At 45.9% G+C, this 25195-nt stretch carries 18 protein-coding genes and 2 pseudogenes; 14 read left to right on the forward strand and 6 right to left on the reverse strand.

The features are described 5' to 3' along the window. Positions 1–208: pseudogene (locus tag BLQ17_RS22900) on the reverse strand (IS21 family transposase); the annotation flags it as partial. Positions 209–681: 473 nt separating this feature from the next. On the opposite strand from BLQ17_RS22900, the gene glgC reads away from it, so the two are divergent. The 4 genes from glgC to BLQ17_RS13705 all read left to right on the forward strand — a co-directional run bounded on the left by glgC (position 682) and on the right by BLQ17_RS13705 (position 3975). Next, positions 682–1905, forward strand: a complete 1224-nt coding sequence (glgC, locus tag BLQ17_RS13690) for a glucose-1-phosphate adenylyltransferase (protein WP_092223791.1) — start codon at positions 682–684, stop codon at positions 1903–1905. Between the two features lie 381 nt (positions 1906–2286). Next, positions 2287–2592: a putative quinol monooxygenase gene (locus BLQ17_RS13695; RefSeq protein ID WP_092223792.1), complete on the forward strand. Its 306-nt coding sequence runs from the start codon at positions 2287–2289 to the stop codon at positions 2590–2592. 212 nt (positions 2593–2804) lie between these two features. Then, positions 2805–3461, forward strand: coding sequence for an NUDIX hydrolase (locus tag BLQ17_RS13700; protein ID WP_092223793.1), 657 nt, complete (start codon positions 2805–2807; stop codon positions 3459–3461). A gap of 34 nt (positions 3462–3495) precedes the next feature. Next, positions 3496–3975 carry an NUDIX domain-containing protein gene (locus BLQ17_RS13705; RefSeq protein ID WP_092223795.1) on the forward strand — a complete coding sequence of 160 codons (480 nt, stop codon included), beginning with the start codon at positions 3496–3498 and terminating at the stop codon, positions 3973–3975. Positions 3976–4481: 506 nt separating this feature from the next. Here the strand turns inward: BLQ17_RS13705 and BLQ17_RS13710 are convergent. The 4 genes and pseudogenes from BLQ17_RS13710 to speB form a co-directional block, all read right to left on the reverse strand. After that, positions 4482–5791, reverse strand: a pseudogene (locus BLQ17_RS13710) (TRAP transporter large permease). Next, a complete protein-coding gene (locus tag BLQ17_RS13715; RefSeq protein WP_092223797.1) occupies positions 5788–6303 on the reverse strand; it encodes a TRAP transporter small permease subunit in 516 nt (171 codons plus the stop codon). Before BLQ17_RS13715 ends, BLQ17_RS13710 begins: the two are co-directional and overlap by 4 nt. Positions 6304–6394: 91 nt before the next feature. Beyond that, on the reverse strand, positions 6395–7384 hold the full coding sequence (gene dctP / locus BLQ17_RS13720; protein WP_092223799.1) for a TRAP transporter substrate-binding protein DctP: 990 nt from the start codon (positions 7382–7384) through the stop codon (positions 6395–6397). Positions 7385–7479: 95 nt separating this feature from the next. Further along, a complete protein-coding gene (gene speB, locus BLQ17_RS13725; protein WP_092223801.1) occupies positions 7480–8445 on the reverse strand; it encodes an agmatinase in 966 nt (321 codons plus the stop codon). A 243-nt stretch (positions 8446–8688) separates the two neighbouring features. On the opposite strand from speB, the gene BLQ17_RS13730 reads away from it, so the two are divergent. Next, the gene (locus tag BLQ17_RS13730; protein ID WP_092223803.1) at positions 8689–9651 is read left to right on the forward strand and encodes a LysR substrate-binding domain-containing protein; all 963 of its coding nucleotides are present in this window, start codon (positions 8689–8691) and stop codon (positions 9649–9651) included. A gap of 236 nt (positions 9652–9887) precedes the next feature. Here BLQ17_RS13730 and BLQ17_RS13735 read toward each other — a convergent pair whose 3' ends face one another. Next, positions 9888–10877 carry a GlxA family transcriptional regulator gene (locus BLQ17_RS13735; RefSeq protein WP_092223804.1) on the reverse strand — a complete coding sequence of 330 codons (990 nt, stop codon included), beginning with the start codon at positions 10875–10877 and terminating at the stop codon, positions 9888–9890. Between the two features lie 184 nt (positions 10878–11061). Between BLQ17_RS13735 and BLQ17_RS13740 the strand changes: the two genes are divergently transcribed. From BLQ17_RS13740 to BLQ17_RS13785, 9 genes are all read left to right on the forward strand, one after another. After that, positions 11062–13296, forward strand: a complete 2235-nt coding sequence (locus tag BLQ17_RS13740; RefSeq protein ID WP_092223806.1) for a molybdopterin-containing oxidoreductase family protein — start codon at positions 11062–11064, stop codon at positions 13294–13296. 5 nt (positions 13297–13301) lie between these two features. After that, positions 13302–14165 carry an alpha/beta hydrolase family protein gene (locus BLQ17_RS13745; RefSeq protein ID WP_218121795.1) on the forward strand — a complete coding sequence of 288 codons (864 nt, stop codon included), beginning with the start codon at positions 13302–13304 and terminating at the stop codon, positions 14163–14165. Positions 14166–14758: 593 nt separating this feature from the next. Next, entirely contained in the window at positions 14759–17437 is a 2679-nt protein-coding gene (locus BLQ17_RS13755; RefSeq protein WP_092223808.1) for a DEAD/DEAH box helicase, read from the forward strand. Positions 17438–17462: 25 nt separating this feature from the next. Beyond that, complete coding sequence (locus BLQ17_RS13760) at positions 17463–18497, forward strand: SWIM zinc finger family protein (RefSeq protein ID WP_092223810.1); 1035 nt, start codon at positions 17463–17465, stop codon at positions 18495–18497. 536 nt (positions 18498–19033) lie between these two features. Beyond that, on the forward strand, positions 19034–20485 hold the full coding sequence (locus BLQ17_RS13765; protein ID WP_143005511.1) for a GEGP motif-containing diheme protein: 1452 nt from the start codon (positions 19034–19036) through the stop codon (positions 20483–20485). 733 nt (positions 20486–21218) lie between these two features. Next, a complete protein-coding gene (locus BLQ17_RS13770; RefSeq protein ID WP_092223814.1) occupies positions 21219–21776 on the forward strand; it encodes a 4Fe-4S dicluster domain-containing protein in 558 nt (185 codons plus the stop codon). Continuing rightward, complete coding sequence (locus BLQ17_RS13775) at positions 21773–22663, forward strand: CoB--CoM heterodisulfide reductase iron-sulfur subunit B family protein (RefSeq protein WP_092223816.1); 891 nt, start codon at positions 21773–21775, stop codon at positions 22661–22663. The genes BLQ17_RS13770 and BLQ17_RS13775 overlap by 4 nt, the downstream gene beginning before the upstream one ends. A gap of 78 nt (positions 22664–22741) precedes the next feature. Continuing rightward, positions 22742–24718, forward strand: a complete 1977-nt coding sequence (locus BLQ17_RS13780; RefSeq protein WP_092223818.1) for a CoB--CoM heterodisulfide reductase iron-sulfur subunit A family protein — start codon at positions 22742–22744, stop codon at positions 24716–24718. Then, positions 24691–25185, forward strand: a complete 495-nt coding sequence (locus BLQ17_RS13785) for a hydrogenase iron-sulfur subunit (protein ID WP_092223820.1) — start codon at positions 24691–24693, stop codon at positions 25183–25185. Before BLQ17_RS13780 ends, BLQ17_RS13785 begins: the two co-directional genes overlap by 28 nt. Positions 25186–25195: the final 10 nt, after the last annotated feature.

A 25195-nucleotide genomic window follows, 5' to 3' on the forward strand; every position in this document is an offset into this window, starting at 1 on the left:
CAAGCAACTCCTCCAACTGGGAAACATACTCGCCAAGTTGAGGCTGGGGTTGAAGCTTGCGCTCGTAAGTATGTTCCGTTGCACCGCTACGAATAACTTTACGGACTGTATTTCTAGACAGTCCAAGCTTACGACTAATCGTTTTTATCCCAAGCCCTTCTGAAAAGTGTAAACGACGTATTTTTGCTATGGTCTCCACTATTAACATCCTCCATTTCCTCCGTGATAATTTCATCACGGACGGGATAACATAGAGGGGTCAATTTTCGACGCTGTTTTCTTCTCTAAGGGGTCATTATTGCACGCTGATTAACAGGTATTTAGAATACAAAGATAGAGCAGCTTGTTCAGGGTGTTCTGAATTGGGAACGCACCTCTGTCGGCATACAACCTCGATAATGTTGGTGGTATAGATAACATGAAGAATTTATACTTATATTTAAGATATTGGTTCGGCCTCGGCGATTTCTTTGCTACTTGCTTTATAGACCCGCTTGAGATCTATCATGAATTCCTTCTGATTAACAAGGGATGTGGACAAGATGATTTATTTTGGGGTTAGATTTTTACTACGGAGTGTCTCTTGGTTCATGGCCTCTTTTGGTGCCATATGATCTGAATGGGAACAGTGTGATAAAACTTACCTGTTTTTTTCGATTATTGATGATGTAAAATGCAGCCATGCAAAATCGAACATTAACCTTCATCTTGGCAGGAGGCGTAGGTTCTCGTCTATTGCCATTGACCTTAAGACGCTCAAAGCCTGCAGTTCCTTTTGGTGGCAAATACCGGATTATAGATTTTACTCTGGCAAATTGCCTGCATTCCGGATTGCGTAGAGTTTTGGTGTTAACACAGTATAAATCTCATTCCCTGCATAAGCATCTCAGAGATGGCTGGTCTATTTTTAATCCCGAACTGGGAGAATATATAACGGCTGTTCCTGCTCAGATGAATTATGGCGATCATTGGTATGAAGGTACCGCAGACGCCGTTTTTCAAAATCTTAATTTGATAGACCGCAGTGATGCTGATTTCACTCTGATCCTTTCCGGAGACCATATTTACCGCATGGACTATGAGGCATTGCTCAGATTTCATAAGGATCATGGAGGGGATGTCACTGTAGCCTGTATTGAGGTTGCAGTCGAAAGAGCAAAAGATGCATTTGGTGTCGCCGTTACCAATGAACAGATGCTAATTGTTGATTATAAAGAAAAACCGAAACAACCGACGCCCATAGCTGCCGATCCCAATAAAACACTAGCGTCAATGGGTTTGTATGTGTTTCCTACAAAATTGCTGAAGCAGGTTTTGTTAGAAGATCAGTACAATACTGATTCGAGTCATGATCTGGCCAAAGATGTTCTTCCAGTCTTGGTGCAAAACAAAAAAGTGTACGCCTATAAATTTGGCGGTAAAAAAGGTAGGGTGACACAAGATCGCTACTGGCGTGATGTTGGAACTATAGATGCCTACTACAAAGCAAACATGGATCTTCTTGAGCCAGTTCCGCCTTTGAATCTTTATCAAGTCGACTGGCCTATTCGAACCTATCAACCACAGACACCACCCGCAAGGATTGTTCCTGGCACCTCTGGAGCAGAAGGTGTTTTCATCAGCTCAATGCTGGCTAGCGGTGTTGTTGTTTCGGGCGGTAACGTCAGGAACTCTGTTTTGTTTGAAGGTATTTTTATTGATGACAGAGCGACCATTGACCAGTCAATACTGTTTGCAGGAGTTCAAGTTGGCGCCGAGGCCGCATTACGAAACTGTATAGTCGACAAAAACGTTAAAATCCCACCCCAAGAGCAAATCGGTTATGATCTGACCACAGACCGACACCGTTTCACCGTTACTGAACAAGGAATTGTTGTAGTACCTGAAGGTTTTGTTTTTGGATAAAGTGACAATTGCTAATAACTGCCAGAAAACATATCAACACAAAGTTTTGTGCCATCGCTTAACTTTTTCACTAACAATTTTCTCAAAGCGGCAGAGACATTATGACCTTAATGATGACCTTCAGTGTCAGGAAAGTTGCCGCATGAACTGAATCCCGTTATATAAGGGGCGTGGCAGCTGGCAAAAAAAGTTGCAAGAATCTAGGTAGCACAGGTAGAATTTTGTCAGTCGGGTTAAAAGAATTCTAGCAGAATAGGTGGTTTTACAGCAGCACCTGAAAAAGCGATGTTTTATCACCAAACCACTAAGCATCGGAAGAATATCAAATACATGATATAGACCTCATATAAACGCCATAACGTTTAAATAAGGAAAAAACAAATGATACATGTACTCGCATCAATACAGATTAAAGAAGGCTACATCTCAGAATTTATTGAAATTTTCAAAGCCAACATCCCAAATGTTCTTGAAGAGAAAGGATGTATTGAGTATGCACCAACCATTGATGTTCCAACAGGTTTCGCCCCCCAGGAGTTGAATGCGAATAGAGTAACAATAATTGAAAAATGGGCTAGTTTAGAGGATTTAAAAGCGCATTTATCAGCACCTCATATGCTGTCTTACAGAGAAGCAACAAAACACCTTGTTACTGATCTGTCCATCAGGGTTCTCAAACAGGTATAATCTTTCTTTATTTTTTAACCATATACCGTAACAAACAGTTGAGGAAATATTTATGTGTGCATAAACCATTTTAACAACACCAAGGTTTTCTCTGGAAGAAGTTCAATTCTTATGATGCTTCATTTTTTGCGGGATCAATCGGCCATGAGTCCCAGTATCAGTGAAAGATACTGAGGATTGGTAGCAATCAGATTTAGCAATTGGTATTAATTATGGAAAATTTTTGGAAGGCTTCTTTAAGTATTTGTGGTTTTAGTGCAGTGGCTGCATTTGTTTTTTGGAGTTTGTATAAGAATTGGTTATCCTTACCAATTTTTTCTCGACTTAACCAAAATTATACTTTTATTTTGATGTTGGTTTTTTTAATTTTAACTTTTGCCGCGCTATCCTTAATGCTAATTACTTATCTAAAAGTAAACAGTACAAAGGAACAAGAAAATAATTCGATTGTAAATCAGTCTGCGGCCTTTTGTTACAGAAAAAACCCAGAATTAAAAGTGATGCTAGTGAGAACATCAGGAAGAAGGTGGACATTCCCTAAAGGAACAAACGTCGAAGGACAATCCAATTATTCCACTGCAAGGATAAATGCATTGGAAGAAGCTGGAGTCAAAGGATTTATCCAAAAGAAACCATTTTCTAACTATAAACATTATAAACAAGAGCTAAAAAATGATGGCAAGGACTGTTTAAATGAAATTTTTTTTCTTAAAGTAGATGAAGTCGTTGCTTGCAATGAAGCGCATAGAAAACCAACGTGGTTTACCTTCGATGAAGCTGAAATAGCTTTACGTGAAGGTAGAGATGCATTTTATGCAAAAGAATTTTCAAGAGTAATCAATGAAGCGAAAATAATATTATCAACATAAAATATAACTTTATAGAATAAATGCAGGATAAACTATGGTAAAAATCTCCGAAGAAATAGTTAAAATATTTATTAGGACAGAAATACACTACATTTTTTCACGAAAAAAAGCATACGGTAAAAAAAGTGACGGCTTGCTTGAACTTATTGGGGGCCATGTTGAAGATGGAGAAACGCCATTCGAGGCACTTCAAAGAGAAGCGAGGGAGGAAGAAGAAACAGGAATTCTTGCTAATTTGTTAGTTGAAAAACAATTAACTCCTATAAATGTGAATGTTGAAGTAGATGGGCTTAGTGAACAACATTTTGTTTACATTTTAAATATTACCGAAGAAGACTCGAGAAAATTAAAGGCTAGTAGTGATGAAAGTTATGGGCTAGAATTTATTGAAAATTCTTTTATTGAAACAAGTGAAGGGTTGTCAAAGCTTCGTTCTGATATCACATGGAAAACAAATGAAATTTTTATCGCATTAAGAAAAGAGGATAGCAATTGGCTCCGCCAGTTCATATAGCAGGTAATTTTTCGGTTACAGTAGCTAGATCAAGATACTTGAAGGCTTAATACTTTATGAGCAAAACACTTGGAATTTTGGGAGTGGGACATCTTGCAAGTTATGTAGTAACCGGATTGCGCAACGCGGGCGATAGCCAAGCGGTTGTGGACCAATGCAGCAAGATTGTCTTATTAATCCGGCGGCCAAATAAGAGACTGGTGGAATGTCAAACGGCGTGTAATTTTGATCCCATTGGCTTAAATATCTCTTATCTTTAAAAGCTCTTAACCCTCTAGTATGAAGAGATTTTAAAGATAAAAGATATTCAGGTCTCCATGTCGCAAAGGGGGCACTATTCAAAGCGGAAAAGGGTCTTTCGACGCTGAATGACAATTGGCCGGATTGCTCTGGAAACCTTGGCCGGAATCAAACGGAATTCACATTTTATACTCCTACTTTATAGTGGCTTAGATATTGGTTATGTGTCTTGAGATTTCTTTGGAAATATAAATAGATATCTCTATTTAGAAAAGCATATTTGGCAGCCACAGAATGATCTGCGGGAACATCATGAACAATCCGAGGCAGACAATTTGAATAAAAACAAAGGGCAATACAGAGCGGTAGATGTCTCCCATGCTGACATCGGGTGGAGCTACCGCTTTCATGTAAAATAAGTTTATACCATAGGGTGGTGTGATATATGCCATTTGCATATTTACGACGTAGAGTACGGCAAACCAGACGGGATCGAACCCAAGGCCTTTGATAACTGGGATGTAAATCGGCATACAGAGAAACAATATCGCCAGATCATCGAGAAACATGCCTAGAATTATGAAGCTAAGCTGCATGATGATCAGGACAACCCAGGGGCTTACATCCAAGCCGACAATAGTCGATTTAATCATCTGTGTAGCGCCGAGCCCGGTATAGACTGTACTGAAAACTACAGCACCGATAATGATGAACGCGGTAAAACTCGAAACATTTAATGTTTTAAGCGCCGAGTCTTTTAACATTTTCCAGCTTATTTTTTTTCGTGTAGCTGCGGCGACAATCGCGCCCAGTGCTCCCACTGCAGCAGCTTCTGTGGGAGATGTAAGCCCGAAAAAGATACATCCCAATACCGCTATAATCAGAATGCCCGGCAAGATAAGCCCTTTCAAGGAGGTTACTTTCTCTCTCAGACTGGCGCGTTCTTCTTCAGGGATTCCAGGACCTAACTCTGGCTGGAAATAACATCGCAAACCTATATAGACCATGTAGCATACTGCAAGAATAAAACCCGGAATCACTCCACCGGCAAACAGCCTGCCGACCGATTCACCAGACAGGAAAGCATACATGATCATCATCATGCTTGGTGGTATCAGAAAGCCGAGTGCACCACCCGCCTGAATCAAGCCATGGCAATTTTTTTGTCGTACCGCTTCTCCAGCATAGCTGGAAGAGCAATAACCCCCATGGAAATTGTTGCAGCCCCGCTGATTCCTACCATCGCAGCCATAATTGCGCAAATGGCTACGGTTCCAATTCCAAGGCCGCCTCTAATCCGTCCCGCCCACAGATATACTGCGTCGAAAAGATCCTTTGCCACACCAGAACCTTGCAGGATGTAACCCATAAATATGAAAAGCGGTACGGCGATGAGAATGAAATTGTTTTGAACATTCCAAACAGTAAAATATACAAGATCAAGAGAAGAAGAACCCCAGAGCCAGAGAGTCGTAGTCAACCCTACAGCCCCTAGACAAAATGCGATCGGCACACCCAGAACCATCAGAATCAGCATACTTGAAAACATGATTCCAGTTACAGCAAAAGGACTCATAACCGTTCCTCCCCGGTGACAATAAGAAGCAGATTGCGCAGAAAATCACTCAACAACTGAAGCCAAAGTAAAATCAGCCCTGCTGCTACAACGATTTTCCATTGATAGAGCGGTGGGCTCCAAACCGAGGAGGCATGCTCACGAATCTGAAAAGACTCAATCCCATAAGCAAACGCTTTCCAACACATAACCGAGAAAAAAAAGGCTACCAGCGGGTAAGTGCAGATATCCACAATCGCCATGGTCCTCGGGGACCATTTCGAATAAAAAATATCCATATTCACATGCGCCTTGCTGATTACCGCATAGGCGCCGCCACCGATCATATAGGTTCCGAAAGTCATTGTTGCTGCTTCCAGCGACCAGGACGTCGGACTATTAAAGAAGTATCTGGCAACAACCTCATAATTGACGATGAAGATCATCAAAAAAATCAACATGGAAAGAATGGAACCCGACAACTTACTCAAGGAATCGATCATTATGATGTAACGACTCAATAGATTTTTCATGATTCCTCACAAATATTATTCTGTTAATCTAAGTCCTGGAAGAGGGGCCTTGCTTGCATGCCCCTTCTTCCAGGACAAACACTTTCTCAAACTATTCTACAAGACTACTCAGCTGTTTGAGCAGGCCTATACCTTCTGCAACCGTGGTAGATCGCTTTGCTTCTTCATCCCAAACAACGACAGCAGCTTTGCGCAAAGTTGTGATATCTTCTTTCGGAAAACTGGTAACCCCCTTAAACGCTTTGCTACGCAGCAGATATTCTTCTTTTAGGATGTCATCGTAGTACTCAAGACCAGCGCGCAATGCCGCTGTCTCCAAGATGGTTTTCATATCTTCTGGCAGCTTATTCCACAGTTTTGGGTTGACAATAAAGGAGTCGATAATCGGGTCGACAATTGGAGTGGCACTGTAATAGCCAGCAACTTCGCTTAATTTCATTGCCTGATAATCAAGAGCGCCACCAAACAAAACGCCATCCACCTGACCTGTACTCAGAGCAAGATACATCTCACTCGATTTGATATTAACCGTCGCAACACCGACCTTGTTCAACATCTTGGCAGCACCACCAATGGCGCGGATTTTCATTTTACGCAGATCATCCAGAGAATTGACCGGCTGTTTGGTCAAAATATGATAGGTTGCAACCGGAGCCCAGCCGAGATAATGAACTCCCTGGTTTTCATAATTCTGTGCAACAAGTTTTTCGAAACCGAGCCCCTCAAATAGCAGTCTGGCTTCAGATACGTTTTTCCAGGCCATTGGTAGACCAATTTCGGTATTGCCGATTTCTAACTCAGAGTAATATGATCCACTGCCCTGACCGATATCAATCATCCCTGCCTTGACTGCTTTAAGAATGTTGTCAGGCGAAGTGAGGGTGCCATCTGGAAAAACGGTGATGTTCAGGCGACCATTACTCATAGTTTTGGCCAATTTTGCAAAGGTTTCTGCGCAGCCAATCATGCTTTGTGGGTAATAGCTTTGCATACGCAGGTTAAAAACACTGTCGTCTGCCAGAGCGACCATACTTGTAAACAAAAGCATTGAAACCATCAGTGCTAAAATTCTCTTTTTCATCTTTCATGTACCTTTTGGTTGAGTTGAGTAACAGTTAGGTAAATCAGCAGTAAAAGTTCATTGCATAAAAATCAACGAAACGCAGAATATGATTTTTATACCGCCGATCCTTTGTAGTTAGCTCCGGGTAAAACACAGAGCATTTCAAACAACAAATTAGCAGCCAATGTTGCCGTCCGTCCGTAAGGATCATAAGGTGGTGAAACTTCAACACAATCGCAGCCAACAAGATTGATACCTTGGCATCCCCGTATAATTTCCAAAGCCTGAATTGGATTGAGTCCACCAACCTCCAATGTTCCCGTTCCTGGTGCATAAGCTGGGTCAAGAGCATCAATGTCAAAGGACAGATATGTGGGGCGATTGCCAACCAGTTGCCGTACTTCCGACATCAATGGTGTCAACGATTTATGCCAGCATTTTTCAGCCTCAACGACACGAATGCCCTTCTGTTTTCCCCAATCGAAATCCTCAGCAGAATAGCCTGAACCACGCAAACCAATCTGAATGCTGTGATCCGGAATGATCAGGCACTCCTCAAAAGCACGACGCACTGGTGTTCCATGAGCTATTGTTTCACCTTGCATGACATCGTTGGTGTCGGCATGGGCATCGACGTGAATCAGACAAACCGGTCCGCTCTTTTTCGCTACTGCCCTTAATATAGGCAATAAGACTGTATGATCTCCACCGATGGCCAGGGGGATACAGTTGAAATCAATAATTTTTTTGGTAACGAACTCCTCAATTGCTTCGACCGATTTTAGTAGGTTATAAGGGTTGAGAGGAGCATCACCGATATCGGCAATGGATAAGGATGAAAATGGTCCGGCACCGGTTCCCATGTTGTAAGGGCGGATTTGAGTAGATTCAGCACGGACCTGTCGTGGTCCCAGACGCGTTCCAGAACGTGCAGATGTCCCCCAATCCATGGGGAGGCCATAAAAACAAGCATCAAGCCCTGAAGCATCCTCACGTTGAGGTAAACGCATGAACGTCGTTGGTGCCCCGAACTTTGGGGCAACGTTGGCACTGAGCGGTTGGTAGAAATTTTTTTCCATTGTATATCCTCTTTGTGTCGAATTCCCTTAGAAGAAGGAGTGATAGGAGAACAAAAAAATGTGTCAAAAAAAACTCAAGATAATCGAATGAGATAACGGTATATTATTTAGATGAACATGACAAACGATACGATTTTGCACATAACTTGAAATTTTCTCACATTATATCTTTTTGTACATAGGGGGGTGTGTTTGATTTTTTCGGGTAACAAAAATCCGTCGAAGGGAGAAAGGAAATGAGCAATGGATAGTTTCGATAGAATGTTTTCCCTAAATACTCTCAAGGTTTTTGAAACTGCGGCAAGGCATCGTCAGCTGGCCAGCGCTGCAGAAGAGCTTTGTGTTACATACAGCGCTGTCAGTCATCAAATTAGGGCTCTAGAGGATGCCCTTGGGGTGAAACTCTTTGATCGTTCACACAAACCAATGCTACTGACAGCAGCTGGCGCCAGGCTTTCGCAGACTCTCGTGGAAGCATTATCCAATATTAATCGAGTAACAAGAGAGTTGTCTGATAATCAGGCGACTAGAACCTTACAAATCTCCTGTGCTCCGTCACTGGCTCTCAAATGGCTCGTTCCGTCGTTGAGATCCTTCCAGGATAAATTTCCCGCACTGAGTATTCAAATTATCCCTGAAACACAGTTAACAGATCCGCGGAACGCTGATCTGGCGATCTGCTATGGGGAACCAAAAGACATTCCTGGGTGGAGAATTGTCTCAACTGCTTATGTCGAACTGACTCCAGTTGCAAATCACGACTTTATTAATCGCGTACGCGTGATTAAAAAGCCAGAGCAGTTACTGGAACATACTCTGTTGCACGAAGACGATGGGACAGTCTGGACACGCTGGCTGAGTGCATCAGGAGTTCAACTTAGCGGTAAGCTTTCGGGGCTGTTCATGGGACGGGCACATTTGGCATTGGAGGGTGCGCTTGAAGGTTGTGGAGTTGCCCTGATCGATTTGATATTAGGTGAAAAAGACATCCAGTCTGGGCGACTTATCAGACTATTTGGCCAAACAGTTCCAATGCCGTATCCTTACTATTTACTTGCCCCCAGAAAAAAAATCACATCCTTGCCGGTTCAAGAGATGGAGGAAATTATTTGTTTCGCGTTTAAAAAATGGTCTTTCAAGCAAATTGATAGAGATCTGCGAACAGAACTGCGAGGTCGCAACGCGAGCGATAAAGGGATTGTCTGAGTAATCCTAAAATCGAGTGGAGCTACATTATATGCAAAACAAAGTGGTGTCCATTATTTGACCTGTGGCGCTTCAAACCTCTCAAACCAACTATGCTGTTATATTTCCTGATATTGGCAAGCATAGTCTACACCACAGGCCTGAGTACAATTACTGTTAGAGTTGGTTTCAATTCCTGAAGTGATGAACAACGTCTCAAAACAAATAATTCTCACGAGATTTTAATCGCTCGCAATCTAACGCTTATCTACACTCATTATTTTTGAAAATTTATCTCTGTATTCTCTTGGGCTCAGATTGGTCCTGGTTTTGAATAATCTTCGGAAGGTACTTGCGTTTGCGTAGCCTATCTGCAGGGTTATGTCGTCGATACTGGCAAGCGTCGACTCCAGTTTTTTCTTTGCAGACCCGATTCGGATGTTTTGCAGGTAGGTAAGTGGAGAACAACCCACCGCTTGTTTGAACCGACGTTTGAAGTGGCGGGAGCTAATGCCCACATGGTCTGCAATTTCATCTATTATCTTAATTTCTGAATATTTTTCATGCATAAGCCGCTGCGCTTTTTCAATAGCCGCATCTGCATGCTTTTCAGCGCGACGTTCAAGAAAATAGGGTGCCTGACTTGTCCGATTTGGGTCAATCAGGAGAGCCTTGGCACATACATTTTCCAAGTCTTCTGAACCATACCGTCTGATGAGGCTCAGTCCGAAATTAAGATAGGCGGTGGCGGCACCTGTGCATATCAGACCATCTTCTTCAGTTAGAATCAGTTCGGGTCTTAGCTTGACCTTTGGAAACAGTTGTTGAAATTTTCCTGCAAACTGCCAGTTCGTGGTTGCTGTACGGTCATCGAGCAAGCCGGTTTCAGCCAGCAGGAATGAACCGGTGCAGACTGCGGCAATGGGAACATGGTGTCTGTGGTTCTCGGTCAGCCAGTTCTGGACGTCTGGTGTTAATTGATGACCCAGGTTCGCGGAAGGAAAGACCGGCGGCACGATAATGTATTCAGGTTTTTCCGTCTCCTTAATGGATCTGTGCGTCTTAAGCTCAATACAGCCACTGCTGGTAATGGGTTTGCCATCGATTGATACAAGCTCTGTGGTAAAGAGTTGCTCGCGACTATCGGTCAGCTCCTGCTGCCAGAGATTGGCAATAGCAAAGGCATCGAGCAAGCCAACCACTCCTGAAGTAAAGCAGTGTTCCGTGATGAGAAAGGTAAATTTCATGTAAAACTCAGCCCATTCGTTGGTATGAAATGAATACCTGATGTCTTTTTTTGCGCGATATTTGTCATAAATGCCACTTTGCGACGATTAAGGCAAATGGTAATTTACTTCTACGTTAAAAACAAAAAGAGGGATGTGCCGCTTCTAGCGCGAAACATCTAGCCCACGCAAAAGGAAAACGGTGATGAAAGAGTGGAAAAAATCAAGCTGCGTACTTTGTGCCCAAAACTGTGGATTGGAACTCCTGGTTGAAAACGGCCGAATGGTTAAGGTTCGACCTGATAAGGATAATCCTCGAAGCAAGGGATATGTTTGCCGAAAAGGGATGAATGTCTTGTATTATCAGTACCCTAAAGGCCGCCTGACGACGCCTCTTAAAAAGATGGGAGACCGGTTTGAACCTGTCCCCTGGGAACAGGCAGTTGAAGAAATCGGCCATCGGCTCCTTGAGATTCGAGAAAAGCACGGACCGCGAAGTCTTGCCTATATGGGGGCCAGCATGCAAGGCGGGCACTTCGAAGCCGGCTTTGGAGTCAATCTTATGAGAGCCCTCGGTTCTCAATATCTCTATTCGTCAGCGGGCCAGGAATTCAGCGGAGCCTGGTGGGTCAATGGACGTGTGTTGGGCGGCCAGCACATTCTGACTGTTCCTGATGAGGCGGAAACAGAAATGCTCGTCGCCTGGGGGTGGAACGGCATGCAGAGTCACCAGATGCCACGGGCACCGCAGGTACTTCAAGGTCTGTCAAAAAATCCTGATAAGCTGTTGGTTGTTGTGGATCCACGAAAAAGTGAAACAGCCCTGCTCGCTGATATGCACATAGCAGTTGCCCCCGGTGCGGATGCACTGTTGCTCAAAACCATGATTGTGATCATTCTCAGAAATAAATGGGAGAATAAACAGTACATCGAGCAGTACGTTGAGGATTTTGCTTCAATAAGTGGCTGGTTTATGGATCTGGATGTGGATGCTGCTCTTGATGTCTGCGGATTGGAACAGGCTCAGGTGACTGAACTTTGCCGCTTGATGACAACCAAACGATGGTGCATGCATCCGGATCTCGGGGTTTATATGAACAGGCAGAGTGCGCTTGTTTACTATTTACTCACCATACTCGGAGCAATCTGTGGAATGTTTGGTGTGCGTGGAGGCAATGTCATTCCCGGTATGATTCGGCCGCTGGGTGGTCATGCCGACGAACGGAATGCAAAAGTCTGGCGCACCGTCGCCACCGGGATGTTTCCTGCTGCTGCCGGTTTTTATCCGCCTGCAGTTGTGCCCGAAGAAATACTCTCTGACCACCCCGAGCGATTACGGGCAATCCTGGTAACCGGCTGTAATCCTCTGCGATCCTACCCCGATACCAGTGCTTATGAAGAGGCATTTGCGGCTCTCGATTTATTGGTTGTGACCGATATCGTAATGAATGAGACAGCGCAGTTTGCCCACTATGTCCTGCCCTCACGATCCATGTATGAATGCTGGGATGGGACCTTTTTCCCCTGGACGTATCCAGAGGTTTATTTTCAGATGAGACCGCCGGCGGTAGATCCTCCTGGCGAATGTTTAGAGCCCTCGCAAATATTTAGCCGTCTTGCGGAGGCAATGCAGTTGATACCGGATATTCCCGAAGAGATAGTCAAGGCTGCAGGTGGCAAGTTGTCGGAGTTCGCGGTAAAAATGATGAAGTGGGTATCGCAGGAGCCTTCAATCAGACCTGTAATGCCTTTCATTCTCGCAAAAACAATAGGTAAACATTGGGACAGTGGTAACAAGGCCGCACTCTGGGGGGTGCTGATGACCTTGCCACGAGATGTTATGAGCAACGGCGATCGAGCTGGTTTTCCCGTGGGTCACCGCCAGGGAGAGCAGATGTTTCGAGCTGTTCTTGAGAGTCCTCAGGGGGTATGGCTGGGGAGGGCAAATACGGAAGAACCTCTGGCAGGGATACGAACGAAATCTAAGAAACTGGAAATTTTTATTGTTGAAATGAAGGATGAAATTGTCGCACTTACTCCTGAGCAAGAGCGAGAAACATTAACGCCAGACACGGAATTTCCACTCATTCTTCATGCAGGCCGCCATATGCAGTACAACGCCAACACCCTTATAAGAAACCCGGAATGGAATGCGGGCAAACGGGCATGTACCGTGGCGATGAATCCTGTTGATGCAGAGGAATTACGGTTCAGCGATGGACAGCGGGTACGTGTAATCACGGAGGCTGGCAGTGAATCTGGAGAACTTGAAATATCGGAAAGTGTAAGGAGGGGCACCGTAATTATCCCTCACGGTTTTGGTCTCGAATATGATGGAAGCGTGTATGGCGTAAATGTAAACCGTCTCACTAAAAAAACGCACCGTGATCGTTTTGGTACGCCCCTGCACAGATTTGTGCCTTGTCGTATTGAGGAGTGATAATTGTGACTGCAGACATTTCTAATGAACCGGAACTCATTGACATTACCTCAGCCGATGGGTACAGAGTAGCGGCATCACTTTTCAATACCAAAACCCAGCCACTTGGGCATCTGATTGTGGCCGGAGCTACCGGGGTTCCTCAGCGCTTTTACTACAGTTTTGCCCGCTACGCCAGCTCACATGGATATACCACCCTCACCCTTGATTACAGGGGAATAGGGAGATCCAGACCGTCAACATTGGTTGGTTTCCAGGCCAGCTTTATCGACTGGGCAGATGATTTAGCTGCCGCCGTAGAGTACATGGCAAGTGACGAGGTACCGCTTTTTATGGTCGGCCATTCGTTTGGAGGACATGCCTTTGGTCTGTTGCCCAACCATCAACGCATTTCCGGATTTTATGTCTTTGCAATCGGTGCGGGTTGGCACGGCTGGATGCCTACCCTGGAAAGTTTAAAAGTTCGTTTTATTTGGAACATCGTTCTCCCAACGCTCGCTATTAGGGGATATGCGCCGATGTCTCTGCTTGGTATTGGAGAGGACCTGCCTTTTGGGGTGTATCAACAGTGGCGTCATTGGTGCTCTTTTCCCCATTATTTTTTTGATGATCCGGAAGCAACGGAAATTGCGGAAAAATTTGCCCAGGTAACAGCCCCGATCGTTGCAGCGAATGCTTTAGACGACAATTGGGCATTGCCGCGTTCCCGGAACGCATTTATTAAAGCCTACAAGAATTCGCAGATAACGTGCGTTGACCTGGTCCCGGACCAACACCGTCACGGATGCATTGGACACATGGGATATTTCCGTCCGCAAGCCCAGCCTTTGTGGGAAGATGTGCTCAACTGGTTTAAAATCATTCAATGAAATTGTTGCATCTTTCTTTTGCAACGAGTGTCCCGATAAACGTAACGATATGCCCCAGGCGGTCGTTCCGTGTCCTTTCATCTCGAAGATTACGTTCACGATTTTGTAAAAATTTAGTTGCTCTTGTTTGTTGGATAACAAGTTTGATTTTGATCATCCGGGTATTTATTGTCTTCTTATGCACTCGTTGCCCTGGCTGGTTTGGCGGTCTGTTCACTCGCAAGGAGCACCGTTCAGATGACGGGAACTCTCAATTTACGTCGCACAGTTCATGGGGGATGGCTATACAATCCGCGAGCCCCTCGAAGCCATGTTCAATCAAGAGTTCTCTTGTCAGGGCAAATTGAGTACATTTAGTGCCGCAGGTCATAGCTTTCTCTTTTCTGTTTTGTTTTACAAAAATGAAAGCGAAAGGATAAGCGGTGGCATGATCCTGGCGATTACTTTTTTTAAGTTTACAGCAAAGATAGTACAGTAACGAGATCTGGAAGAATAAGAAATTGCACTGAATTTGTCCTGGCAAAAACCTCATCAAAACTGGTCGTTTGTCCAGATCAAATCTTGAGTAACCCACTTTTCCTCAATCAACATGTATGGCTTACGATGAACTTCAGGTAGTACTCATGCCCAATGGCGCACTTCAGCTTGAATGGGCTACTGTTTCCGGCACGATGACTAATCGGCAGAATCTTCTGCAGAATGAAATCTATGATCATTATCTGTCCGGACCGGATGGCTGGCTGTTTTTTCTCGGTTTTACCAGTAACAAGACTCCCATCTCCTCTTCCCTGAATTTCTGGCGAAAGTTTGCTGCTCTCTATATCAATACGCTCAGGCTCTCATCGGACATAGAAGAATTGCGTGGCGATATTAACCTTCTTCCAGGTGATGAAGAGCTTTCAGCATTGCTCGATGCGGTCCCATTGATGACCGGGAGCGAGTATCTGCAGCCGGAAGTTCTTTCAGCTTTATGGCGTGAATTGCACCAGTCGTTCAGAAGCAAGATTGACGCCTACGAAGGGACAGTTGAACAGTTTTTCAAAGAACACAGCCCAGATGTGCACCTCGCTGGCCGCATCTACTTTCATCTTGTTGAGAATAAAGATCATGAAGCCCCGTTTGCCTTTCTTGCAACCTATTCCACCATGGTCGGTGAAGATGGCGAATCCAAACATCTTCCCTTAAAATTTGCCTTACAGGAATATGGTGACGACCAAGCCAAGCTTCTCGATCTGCTTGTTACTGTCGATACCGCCGCAAAGAAAAGTTCGCTTATCAGGGAAATGCGCGACAGTGGCGATCTTTTTCACCCGCTGGCCTGGTCCGGGCACCAGGCGTTTCTTTTCTTGCGGGAGATTCCTTTGTACGAGGAATCGGGTATTCTCTGCCGTATTCCGAACTGGTGGAAGAAAAAGAGTGCGAACATCAGCGTTGTCATAAATGTTGGTGGGAAGATGCCATCGATGATTGGTTTGGAAGCACTTCTGGACTTTGAACCACGTCTTATGTTCGGTGATACGGAAATTTCCATAGAAGAGGCACGCCGCTTGTTGGAAGAGTCTGAAGGACTTGCCTTTTTGAAAAACAAATGGGTGGTGGTTGATCAGGAAAAACTCAGGCAGACCTTGGAGACTTATGAAAAAGCCCGGCAATTAAGCGGTGATGAAGGAATGACCCTGCTGGAGGCTATGCGTTTTTCGATCTCTCCGCAAAAAAAAATGGAGGAACAGAATGCAGAAAATCTCTCATCCGTCTCCCACGGAGAGTGGCTGAAGAAGGTTTTCAACTCACTGCAAAAACCTGGGGAAACCTGCAAAGTGAAAACCAGCGGTACATTCAAGGCCAGACTTCGCGCTTACCAGCAAGATGGTCTGAATTGGCTTTATACACTGCATAGCCTAAAGCTTGGTGGTTGCCTGGCTGACGACATGGGGCTCGGAAAGACTATCCAGGTCCTGGCGTTTTTGAATGCTTTAAAGGCAGAGGTGGCAACAAGTACAAATGCAACGCTCCCCTCACTTCTCATTCTTCCGGCTTCGCTCCTGGCAAACTGGATTAGCGAAATTGAACGTTTTTACCCGTCGCTGTCATGGTTTGTCGCTCATCCGGACATGCATAAACCGGGTAAAGTTCCCGTTCCGGATAATGGACAACTTCGTGCACTGGATCTGGTGATCACAACCTACCAGATGATCCAGCGCTATAAGTGGTTGCTGGAAAACTGCTGGAACTATGTCATTCTTGATGAGGCGCAAGCGATCAAGAATCCAGGCACAAAACAGACTAAAACGGTCAAAGGGTTGAAATCTGAAAACAGAATAGTCATGACCGGTACCCCGGTGGAAAACAGATTGTCGGATCTCTGGAGCCTTTTTGATTTTGTAAATCCCGGTCTGCTCGGCAGTTCAAAGGAGTTTGGTGAATTCACCAAGCAACTGGCCAGTGCTCCCGACGGTTATGCCAGACTTCGCAACGTTGTGAGTCCTTTTATTCTAAGACGACTCAAAAGCGATAAAACGATTATCTCCGACCTCCCGGACAAGGTTGAGATGAAAAGCTGGGCGTCAATGAGTAAAAAACAGGCTGTGCTCTATCAAGAGGTCATCGAAGGAATCAACCAAACCCTGGAAGAGTCCGAAGGAATTCAGCGAAAGGGTCTCATTCTTTCGACTCTGATGAAATTGAAGCAGCTGTGCAATCATCCCGCCCAATACCTGGGGGAAGAGTTGTTTGAGGAGAAGGAGAGCGGTAAATTTCAGCGACTCAGGGAAATCTGTGAGACAATCTATGAAAAGAGGGAGCAGGTCCTGGTCTTTACCCAGTTCAAGGAGATGGCCGAGCCGCTATCCCGCTTTCTGGCGATCATTTTTCAAAGGGAAGGACTGGTTCTGCACGGCAGTGTTCCGGTGGGACAGCGAAAAAAACTGATCGAAAAATTTCAAGGTTCTAATTATGTTCCGTTCTTTGTGTTATCTCTTAAGGCGGGTGGTGTTGGTTTGAATCTTACAGCAGCCAATCATGTGATCCATTTTGATCGCTGGTGGAACCCGGCTGTGGAGAATCAGGCAACCGATCGGGCCTTTCGGCTCGGCCAGAAAAAGAACGTGATGGTCCATAAATTCCTGACCAAGGGGACTATTGAGGAAAAAATAGACCGAATGTTGACAGAGAAAGCCAGACTTTCCGACGAGGTTGTCGCTGCTTCCGGGGAAAACTGGATCACCGAAATGAGCAATGATGAGCTGCGGGATCTTTTCACTTTAACCGTTTGAAAAATAGAGAAAGGGGGAGCATCCTATGGGGTATTGGGGATTTCCAAAGTACGTCACCGTTGCCGAAAAAAAGGCAAGAGCATTGAAAAAGCTGGAAAAGCTTAAGAAAAAGAATCCAGGTATCAAACCGGTCATCCTGCAGGGAAAAACTCTTGCCCGTAACTGGTGGGGAAAGTCGTGGAACAAAAATCTCGAACGCTATGCCGACTATGAAAATCGTATCGACAGGGGGCGAAGCTATGTCCGCCTTGGAGCCGTTCTCGATCTGCAGATTAAACGGGAAAAGATTAGTGCCCTCGTGGCAGGATCTGCTGAGCAGCCGTATAAAGTGGAAATTTCAATAATGCCAATAACCCTGGAACGATGGAAAGAGATCCGGCAGCAATGCGAGGGACAGTTGCAATCGCTGCAGGATCTTCTTGCGGGAAAGTTCCCTGAATCACTGGCTGATATCTTTTTCAGCAAAGATAAGGGATTGTTTCCGGACCCCAAGGCGATCAAACTGGATTGCAGTTGCCCGGACTGGGCCACCATGTGTAAACATGTTGCTGCAACACTCTACGGGGTCGGAGCCCGTCTGGATGAAGATCCGTCCCTGTTTTTTATCCTGCGCGGGGTCAACACCAACGAACTGATAGCCAAGGCAGTAGAAGATTCTGCGAAAAAACTTGCTGCCAAAGCCGGAAAGAAGAGCGGCAATGTGCTTGACGATGCCGACCTTTCCGACATTTTTGGTATCGATATGGATAATGTGCCTGATTTTAGTAAAAAGAAGGCCGAAAAACCATCCGCTGGCCCAAATAAAAAGAAATCTGCTGCCCGGAAGAAAGCGGTCTCGGGCAAACGTACCAACCAATTATCCCGGCAGCCAACGGTATCACCCGGAAATGCAACAGCTCATGTTGCCGAGGTAATAACCGCGCGTGCCGAAGGGATCTCTATGAGTGAGCTTGTCGAGCAGACAGCGTACGACAAAACCAAACTGTACGGGATTGTGCACAGGTTAAAGAAGCAGGGAAAGATACGGTCAATCTCACATGGGGTGTATGGGAAAACATAAAAATGTTCACCAGCCCCTCACTTTTGAACGATTACAGCTCTTCAGGTAGATGCAAATTGTGCGAAGTGTTATGCCGGACGGACTAGTCATGGAGCATGTCACTCCGTAAGTGCAAAGTATTTACCTCGTTATCCGGCAGAATTTTGTTCCGGATCCAACAATCGCATTCATCCCAGAGCCAAAGCAAGCTATCTGATCAGTTGTAACGCAACAACCAAACCCGGCTCTTTACACTTCCTGAAGAAAGCTGTGCAAGAGGGGGGAAGGTTCACAAATGGCGGGCACACTCAAAATCTGATAAATAATCTGTAGTTGCCACTTCTCAGCCAGTCGGGACAATGATGCCGGTCATTCCCAGATTGTCGGTATTCTTTATATAGTCTGTTTTCGTCAGTTATGGTCCGTTTAGTGCTAATGATTGACAGGCTGTGTCCTCTCCAAATATTTATAATTTTCAAATTTCCAATAAAAAGCCATCGCCTCAAGACGACAGCATAATGGACAGGATATCAAAAAAATAAAATTTGGAGGGAACAATGAAATCTGGACTATGGAAAGGAATAATTTGCTTTTTCTTGTTGCCGCTGTCAGCAGCTTACGGTGCTTATCATCACGGTGGAGATACTGATTCTGATATCGTCCTGCAAGTTTACCCGGAAATAGAAGGGACAAAACTTGACAGCTGCGCATTATGCCATTCGGGTGGCCAATACCAGAAAAAACCAGGAGTCTTTGTGGAACTTGGCAGTTGTCAGTGGTGTCATTACTCCTATGGTTATGATGAAAGCGGGGATATTGACGATACGTTGAACGGGTATGGGGTTGATTACAAAAACGGCGGGAAAAATTTCGCGGCTTTAACGTCTATAGAGAATCTCGATTCAGACAGCGATGGTTACACCAATTCAGCAGAAATCAATGCCTTTCGCTTCCCCGGTGATTCGGATGACGATCCGACAAAGGTTCCTGCTCCGTATGTAATAATCAGTCGCGATGAATTGGAAGCCTATTTTCCATACCATGAGCAGACCATGCTGATGAACACCCACAAGTCTGGTGACTTCTACACGACATACGGTGGCGTGCCGGTTGCAGACCTGCTCGACGCTGTCAAGATACGAGAGACAGCTACAGGTATAACGGTATTTGCCCCTGACGGGTGGGCCCAATACCATCCGCTTTATGAGGACAGCGATCCCCTCATGTATCACGTCTACGGCCAGTATCCACAGGTGGAGTTTTATTATAACGAACAGGCGGATGTAGGCATAACCGATGAAGGCTGGTGTGATTACTCTGCGCCTGGGCTAGAGAACCTGGTGGGTGGAGAACCGATACATGTCGAAAATGGACTGCAGATGATGCTGGCGTATGTTCGTGCCGGCTCATATCTCGATACCGGTGAGCTTACGGAAGCAAATAAACTTGACGGTGAGGGGCCATTCCGTCTTGTTCCCCCGCAAAAAAATCCCGGGCCTCCAGACCAGAGATTAAGCGCTGATGATCAAGAAGTTATCTGGCCGTTTGGCGAGGACATGGATCACAATGCCGGATTTTCAACAAGAAGCGCCACTATCATCCGAGTTGAGCCGCTTCCCAAGGGGACAACCGATATAGATATACTCGAAGCGGGTTGGAACTATGTGGACGATTCAAAGATCCTTATTTATGGTGCTCTTGATCCGCTTAAAACTATCCTGGGAAAATTGACGACAGCAGAACAAATAATTCTCGAGTCCGATATTGGCTGTTTTCACGGCCGATCTGATAAGAAAAATCTCCTGCAGAAGATAAAGACAATCAGCAAGTCGCTCGAAAAAGGCCACGAACAGGCCGCTGCTCACCAGCTCGAAAGTCTCTTGTGGAAAATCGATGGATGTGTAACCGCGAGCAAACCTGACGCAAATGACTGGATAAGCGATTGTGATACTCAATCCGAAATCTACTGGCTCATACACGAGGCCAGGATTTTGCGCGGCGACTTTTAAGCTGTTCCTGGCATCAGAGAGAAACAGACTCATTTTCCCAGACCGGATCAGGGATTTTCCAGTCACGCCTTGGAAAAACAGTACACGCTTCCGGATCAGATGTAGCGGGAAAGCGGTCGGGCGATCATCAAAGCAATCAGCTCAAAATCCAAAGTGGATTCGCAGCAGGAAGGAACTGCGAATCCACAATAGCAGAGCGCGAGGTCAGGCTGACGGTGGGTCCCGCCAGGTCCTTCTCCTTTCGCCGCCCCCATTGAGCACCTTACCTTCCTTGGTATTGCTGTTTGGTTGCCAGCCGTAAATCTGTTGATGACTGCCCAGTCATGAACGCAGGTACCATCTTTTGGGCCAGCTTCTTTTTCTCCATATGAACAGAGTATCCCTGAACCTTATTTTCTCCTTTTGGTGACTATTTACAGTTTACGGGACAAATGTTTTCAACAAAATAATTTATACTTTTCTCAATTTTCCTTGACAAACACCCGGGTTTTTGATTTTAGCTGTATTCTGAAGTTTGTATTGTAATAGTCAAAAAACACGTTGAAAATTGGTTCTGTTGGCCTTCTTAAATATTTACAGTAGCTTGCCCTGATTGCCCTCCTGCAGCTAGTATTCAAGGAACTCTGAACATCTTGTCACACAAGCCCATGTGTCAAAAATTTAGATCGTTGTTTTCGGATTATTACGTTTTGTCTAACTATGATGGTTTTTAACAAAAGAGGTAGTAAGCGGTATGAATACATACAAAATTACAGCTGCTGATAATACCTTCACAGCCGAGGTCGAAAAGAGAAGCGGCCAGGACTTGAACGCCTGTTATCAATGCGGCAACTGCACCGCTGGATGTCCTTTTTCCTTTGCCTACGATATTCAGGTGAGCAATATCATGCGCCTCGTACAGATCGGGCAACGCGATAAAGTCCTGCAGTGCCATTCCATCTGGCTGTGTGCTTCATGCCAGTCATGTACAACCCGTTGTCCGAACAATATAGATGTAGCCGGGGTAATGGATCATATTCGCCACATGGCCCGGGAAGCGGGACTCGCAACAGAGAGGAAGGTAAAAGTATTCGTTGATTCTTTTCTTGATTCCGTTGAGCGGCATGGCAGGGTGTATGAGATGGGGCTTATGGTGTCCTACATGGCGAAAACCGGCCGTGTCTTTACCGATGTGGAACTCGCGCCAAAGGTCCTGCCCAAAGGAAAACTTCCCTTGAAGCCGCATTCAATAAAGGGCAAAGAGCAGATAGCAGCAATTTTTAAACGGTTCAGGGAGGTGAAGAGCAAATGAGTATACGTATTTCTTATTATCCCGGATGTTCCGGCAAGGGAACCTCCTCGGAATATGAGACATCGACGACCGGTGTCTGCCAGGCTCTGGACGTCGATCTCGTTGAGATTCCTGATTGGAGTTGCTGCGGTTCAACCCCTGCCCACACGGTAAATCATGTGCTGTCGTCAGCTCTTTCTGCGAGGAACCTGACTCTTGCTGAGCAGGAGGGGTTTGATACGGTCACCACGCCATGTCCCAGTTGTCTCAGCAATTTAAAGATTGCCGAGCATAAGATGCGGAAAGAATCCTTCCGCGAGGCGGTAAATGAGCTTCTGGACCAGCCCTATGGGGGAGGAGTAGATACAAAATCTGTTTTGCAGGTGCTTGTTGAAAACGTCGGCCTTGATAAGGTTCGTGAGCGGGTCAAGACACCTCTTGAGGGATTAAAAGTGGCCTGTTATTACGGCTGTATCATGAACCGGCCTCCTGAGGTGATGGATTTCGACGATCACGAGCACCCCATGGCCATGGACAATCTCATGGAAGCCATAGGTGCTGAGGTCATTCCGTTCCCCCTCAAGGTGGAATGTTGCGGTGCCTCCTTTGGCATCCCGCAACAAAACATCGTGACCACACTCTCGGGTAAATTATTGGAGGTGGCAAAAGGGCTTGGAGTGGATGCCCTGGTTACCGCCTGTCCACTGTGCCAGATGAATCTGGATCTGAGGCAGGGCCAGATCAACGCCGCGCAAGGTACGCAGCATAGCTTGCCGATTTTTTACTTTACCCAACTTATGGCCAAGGCCTTTGATTTGAGTGATGCGGTTCAAGGAATGAAGAGATTGATAGTCAATCCCCAAAAAGCTCTTGCCAAGATTGGCCAAGCTGATAAGGAAATAGCTTAAAGATTTTATGTACTTAACAGTACTACAGCCACCTGATGGTGCTATTTCAGAATTTTATTACTTAAGGGAGCTATCCTTATGAGAATAGGTGTATTTATCTGCCATTGCGGCAGCAATATTGCGGGGACCGTCGATTGTGCAAAAGTGGCCGACGCCGCAAAGGCTTTTCCTGATGTGGTGCATGCCGAAGACACCATGTACGCATGCTCCGAGCCGGGCCAGCAGGGGATCATTGATGCCATACATGAGAAAAACCTGACCGGGGTTGTTGTGGCTTCATGTACCCCGAGGATGCACGAGCCAACCTTTCGACGGGCTGTAGAGCGTGCAGGATTAAACAAATATATGTTTGAAATGGCCAATATCAGAGAGCATGTCTCCTGGATTGGCAAAGACAAAGAGCTCAATACCAACAAGGCTATCGATCTTGTTATGATGGCGGCGGAGAAACTTCGTCATAACGCGCCGCTGATGGCAAAAAAATTCGATATAAACAAGCGGGTGCTCATTATCGGTGGCGGTGTGGCCGGGATACAGGCAGCCCTTGATTGTGCCGAAGGTGGTCTGGAGGTCGTGTTGGTGGAAAAGACCACCAGTATCGGCGGGAAGATGGCAAAATTGGATAAGACCTTCCCGACCGTTGATTGCTCCTGCTGTATTCTTGGACCCAAAATGGTTGATGTTGCCCAGCATCCCAATATCACCCTCTATGCCCATGCGGAAGTAGAGGAGGTAAACGGATACATCGGTAATTTCGAGATCCGGATAAAGCAAAAGACCACCTATGTGGACTGGGAGAAATGTACGGGGTGCGGTTTGTGCATGGAAAAATGTCCCAGCAAGAAATCCTATGACCATTTCAATAACGGTGTAGGTACAACCACAGCCATTAATATTCCTTTTCCCCAGGCGATCCCCAAAAAGGCCAAAATTGATGCGGAGTACTGCCGCATGTTCACTAAAGGCAAATGCGGGGTCTGCGCCAAGGTATGTCCGACAGGGGCCATTTCCTTTGAGATGACTGACACCGAGGTTACGGAAAATGTCGGAGCCATCGTGGCTGCCACGGGTTACGATCTCTTTGATCATGCAAAATATCCTGAATATGGCGCCGGCAAGTACCCCGATGTTATTACCTCAATCCAGTACGAACGTTTAATGAGCGCTTCGGGGCCAACCAGCGGCCATATCAAGAGGCCATCTGATGGCAAAGAGCCGAAAAACGTTGTTTTTATTCAATGTGTCGGTTCAAGGGACAAATCTGTAAACAGACCGTATTGTTCCGGTTTTTGCTGTATGTATACGGCAAAGCAGGCCATCTTGACCAAGGACCATATTCCTGATTCGCGATCCTTTGTCTTCTATATGGATATCCGCTCCCCGGGCAAGGATTACGACGAGTTTGTCCGCCGGTCCATTGAACAATACGATACGCAGTATATCCGGGGCCGGGTGTCGCTTATCTATCCCCAGGGCGATAAGATGATTGTCCGCGGTGCCGATACCCTGGCCGGAGCCCAGGTGGAGGTTGAGGCCGATCTGGTGGTACTGGCTGTTGGTGCCGAGTCTGCTGCCGGTGCTCCTCAATTGGCTGAGAAGCTGCGTATTTCTTATGATTCCTATGGATTTTACATGGAGAGTCACCCCAAGCTCAAGCCTGTTGAGACAAACACGGCCGGGGTCTTCCTCGCGGGCGCCTGTCAGGGACCCAAAGATATTCCCTCTTCAGTCGGCCAGGGTAGCGCTGCGGCTGCCAAGGTGCTTTCACTTTTTTCCAAGGATCAGTTGGAATCCGACCCACAGATCGCGCTGGTCAATGCCTCCAGATGTATAGGCTGTTATAAATGTGTGGAGACATGCCCCTTTGGAGCGGTGAAAGAGGAGCAGGATCGTTTTAATAACCCCAAGGCAAGAGTTATTGAAACCATCTGTCAGGGATGCGGTGTGTGTACGGTAACCTGCCCACAATCAGCTATCCAGTTGCAACATTTTACGGATAATCAAATACTTGCGGAGGTAAAAGCACTATGCCCGTCTATGATGGTAAAGAATTAAGGATTGTAGGATTTCTGTGCAATTGGTGCTCCTACGGAGGGGCGGATACCGCAGGTGTTGCCCGTTTTCATCAAGCCACGGATCTGCGCATTATCCGGGTCCCCTGTTCAGGAAGGATCGATCCGCTATTCATTCTCAAGGCGTTTCAAGGAGGCGCGGCCGGGGTCCTGGTGTCTGGTTGTCATCCACGGGATTGCCACTATGCGGAAGGAAATTATTATGCAAGGCGTCGTCTCGAACTGTTGAAGCGGTTTTTGCCGGTAACGGGAATTGACCCCGAGAGATTTGAATACACATGGGTATCGGCATCTGAAGGACCGCGCTGGCAACACGTCGTGCAGACCTTTACCGATCGTATCCATAAATTGGGTCCAGCACCGTTACTGTCTGAGCCACTCACGGATGCAGAGATGGTTGAGTTCCAGCGCCAGGTCGAAGCCGGGCGCGGTTGCGGCTGTCATATATAATTTGCGGTCA

Origin of the sequence: Desulforhopalus singaporensis, assembly GCF_900104445.1 — a bacterium.
In the GTDB taxonomy this organism is placed as follows: Bacteria; Desulfobacterota; Desulfobulbia; order Desulfobulbales; family Desulfocapsaceae; genus Desulforhopalus_A; species Desulforhopalus_A singaporensis.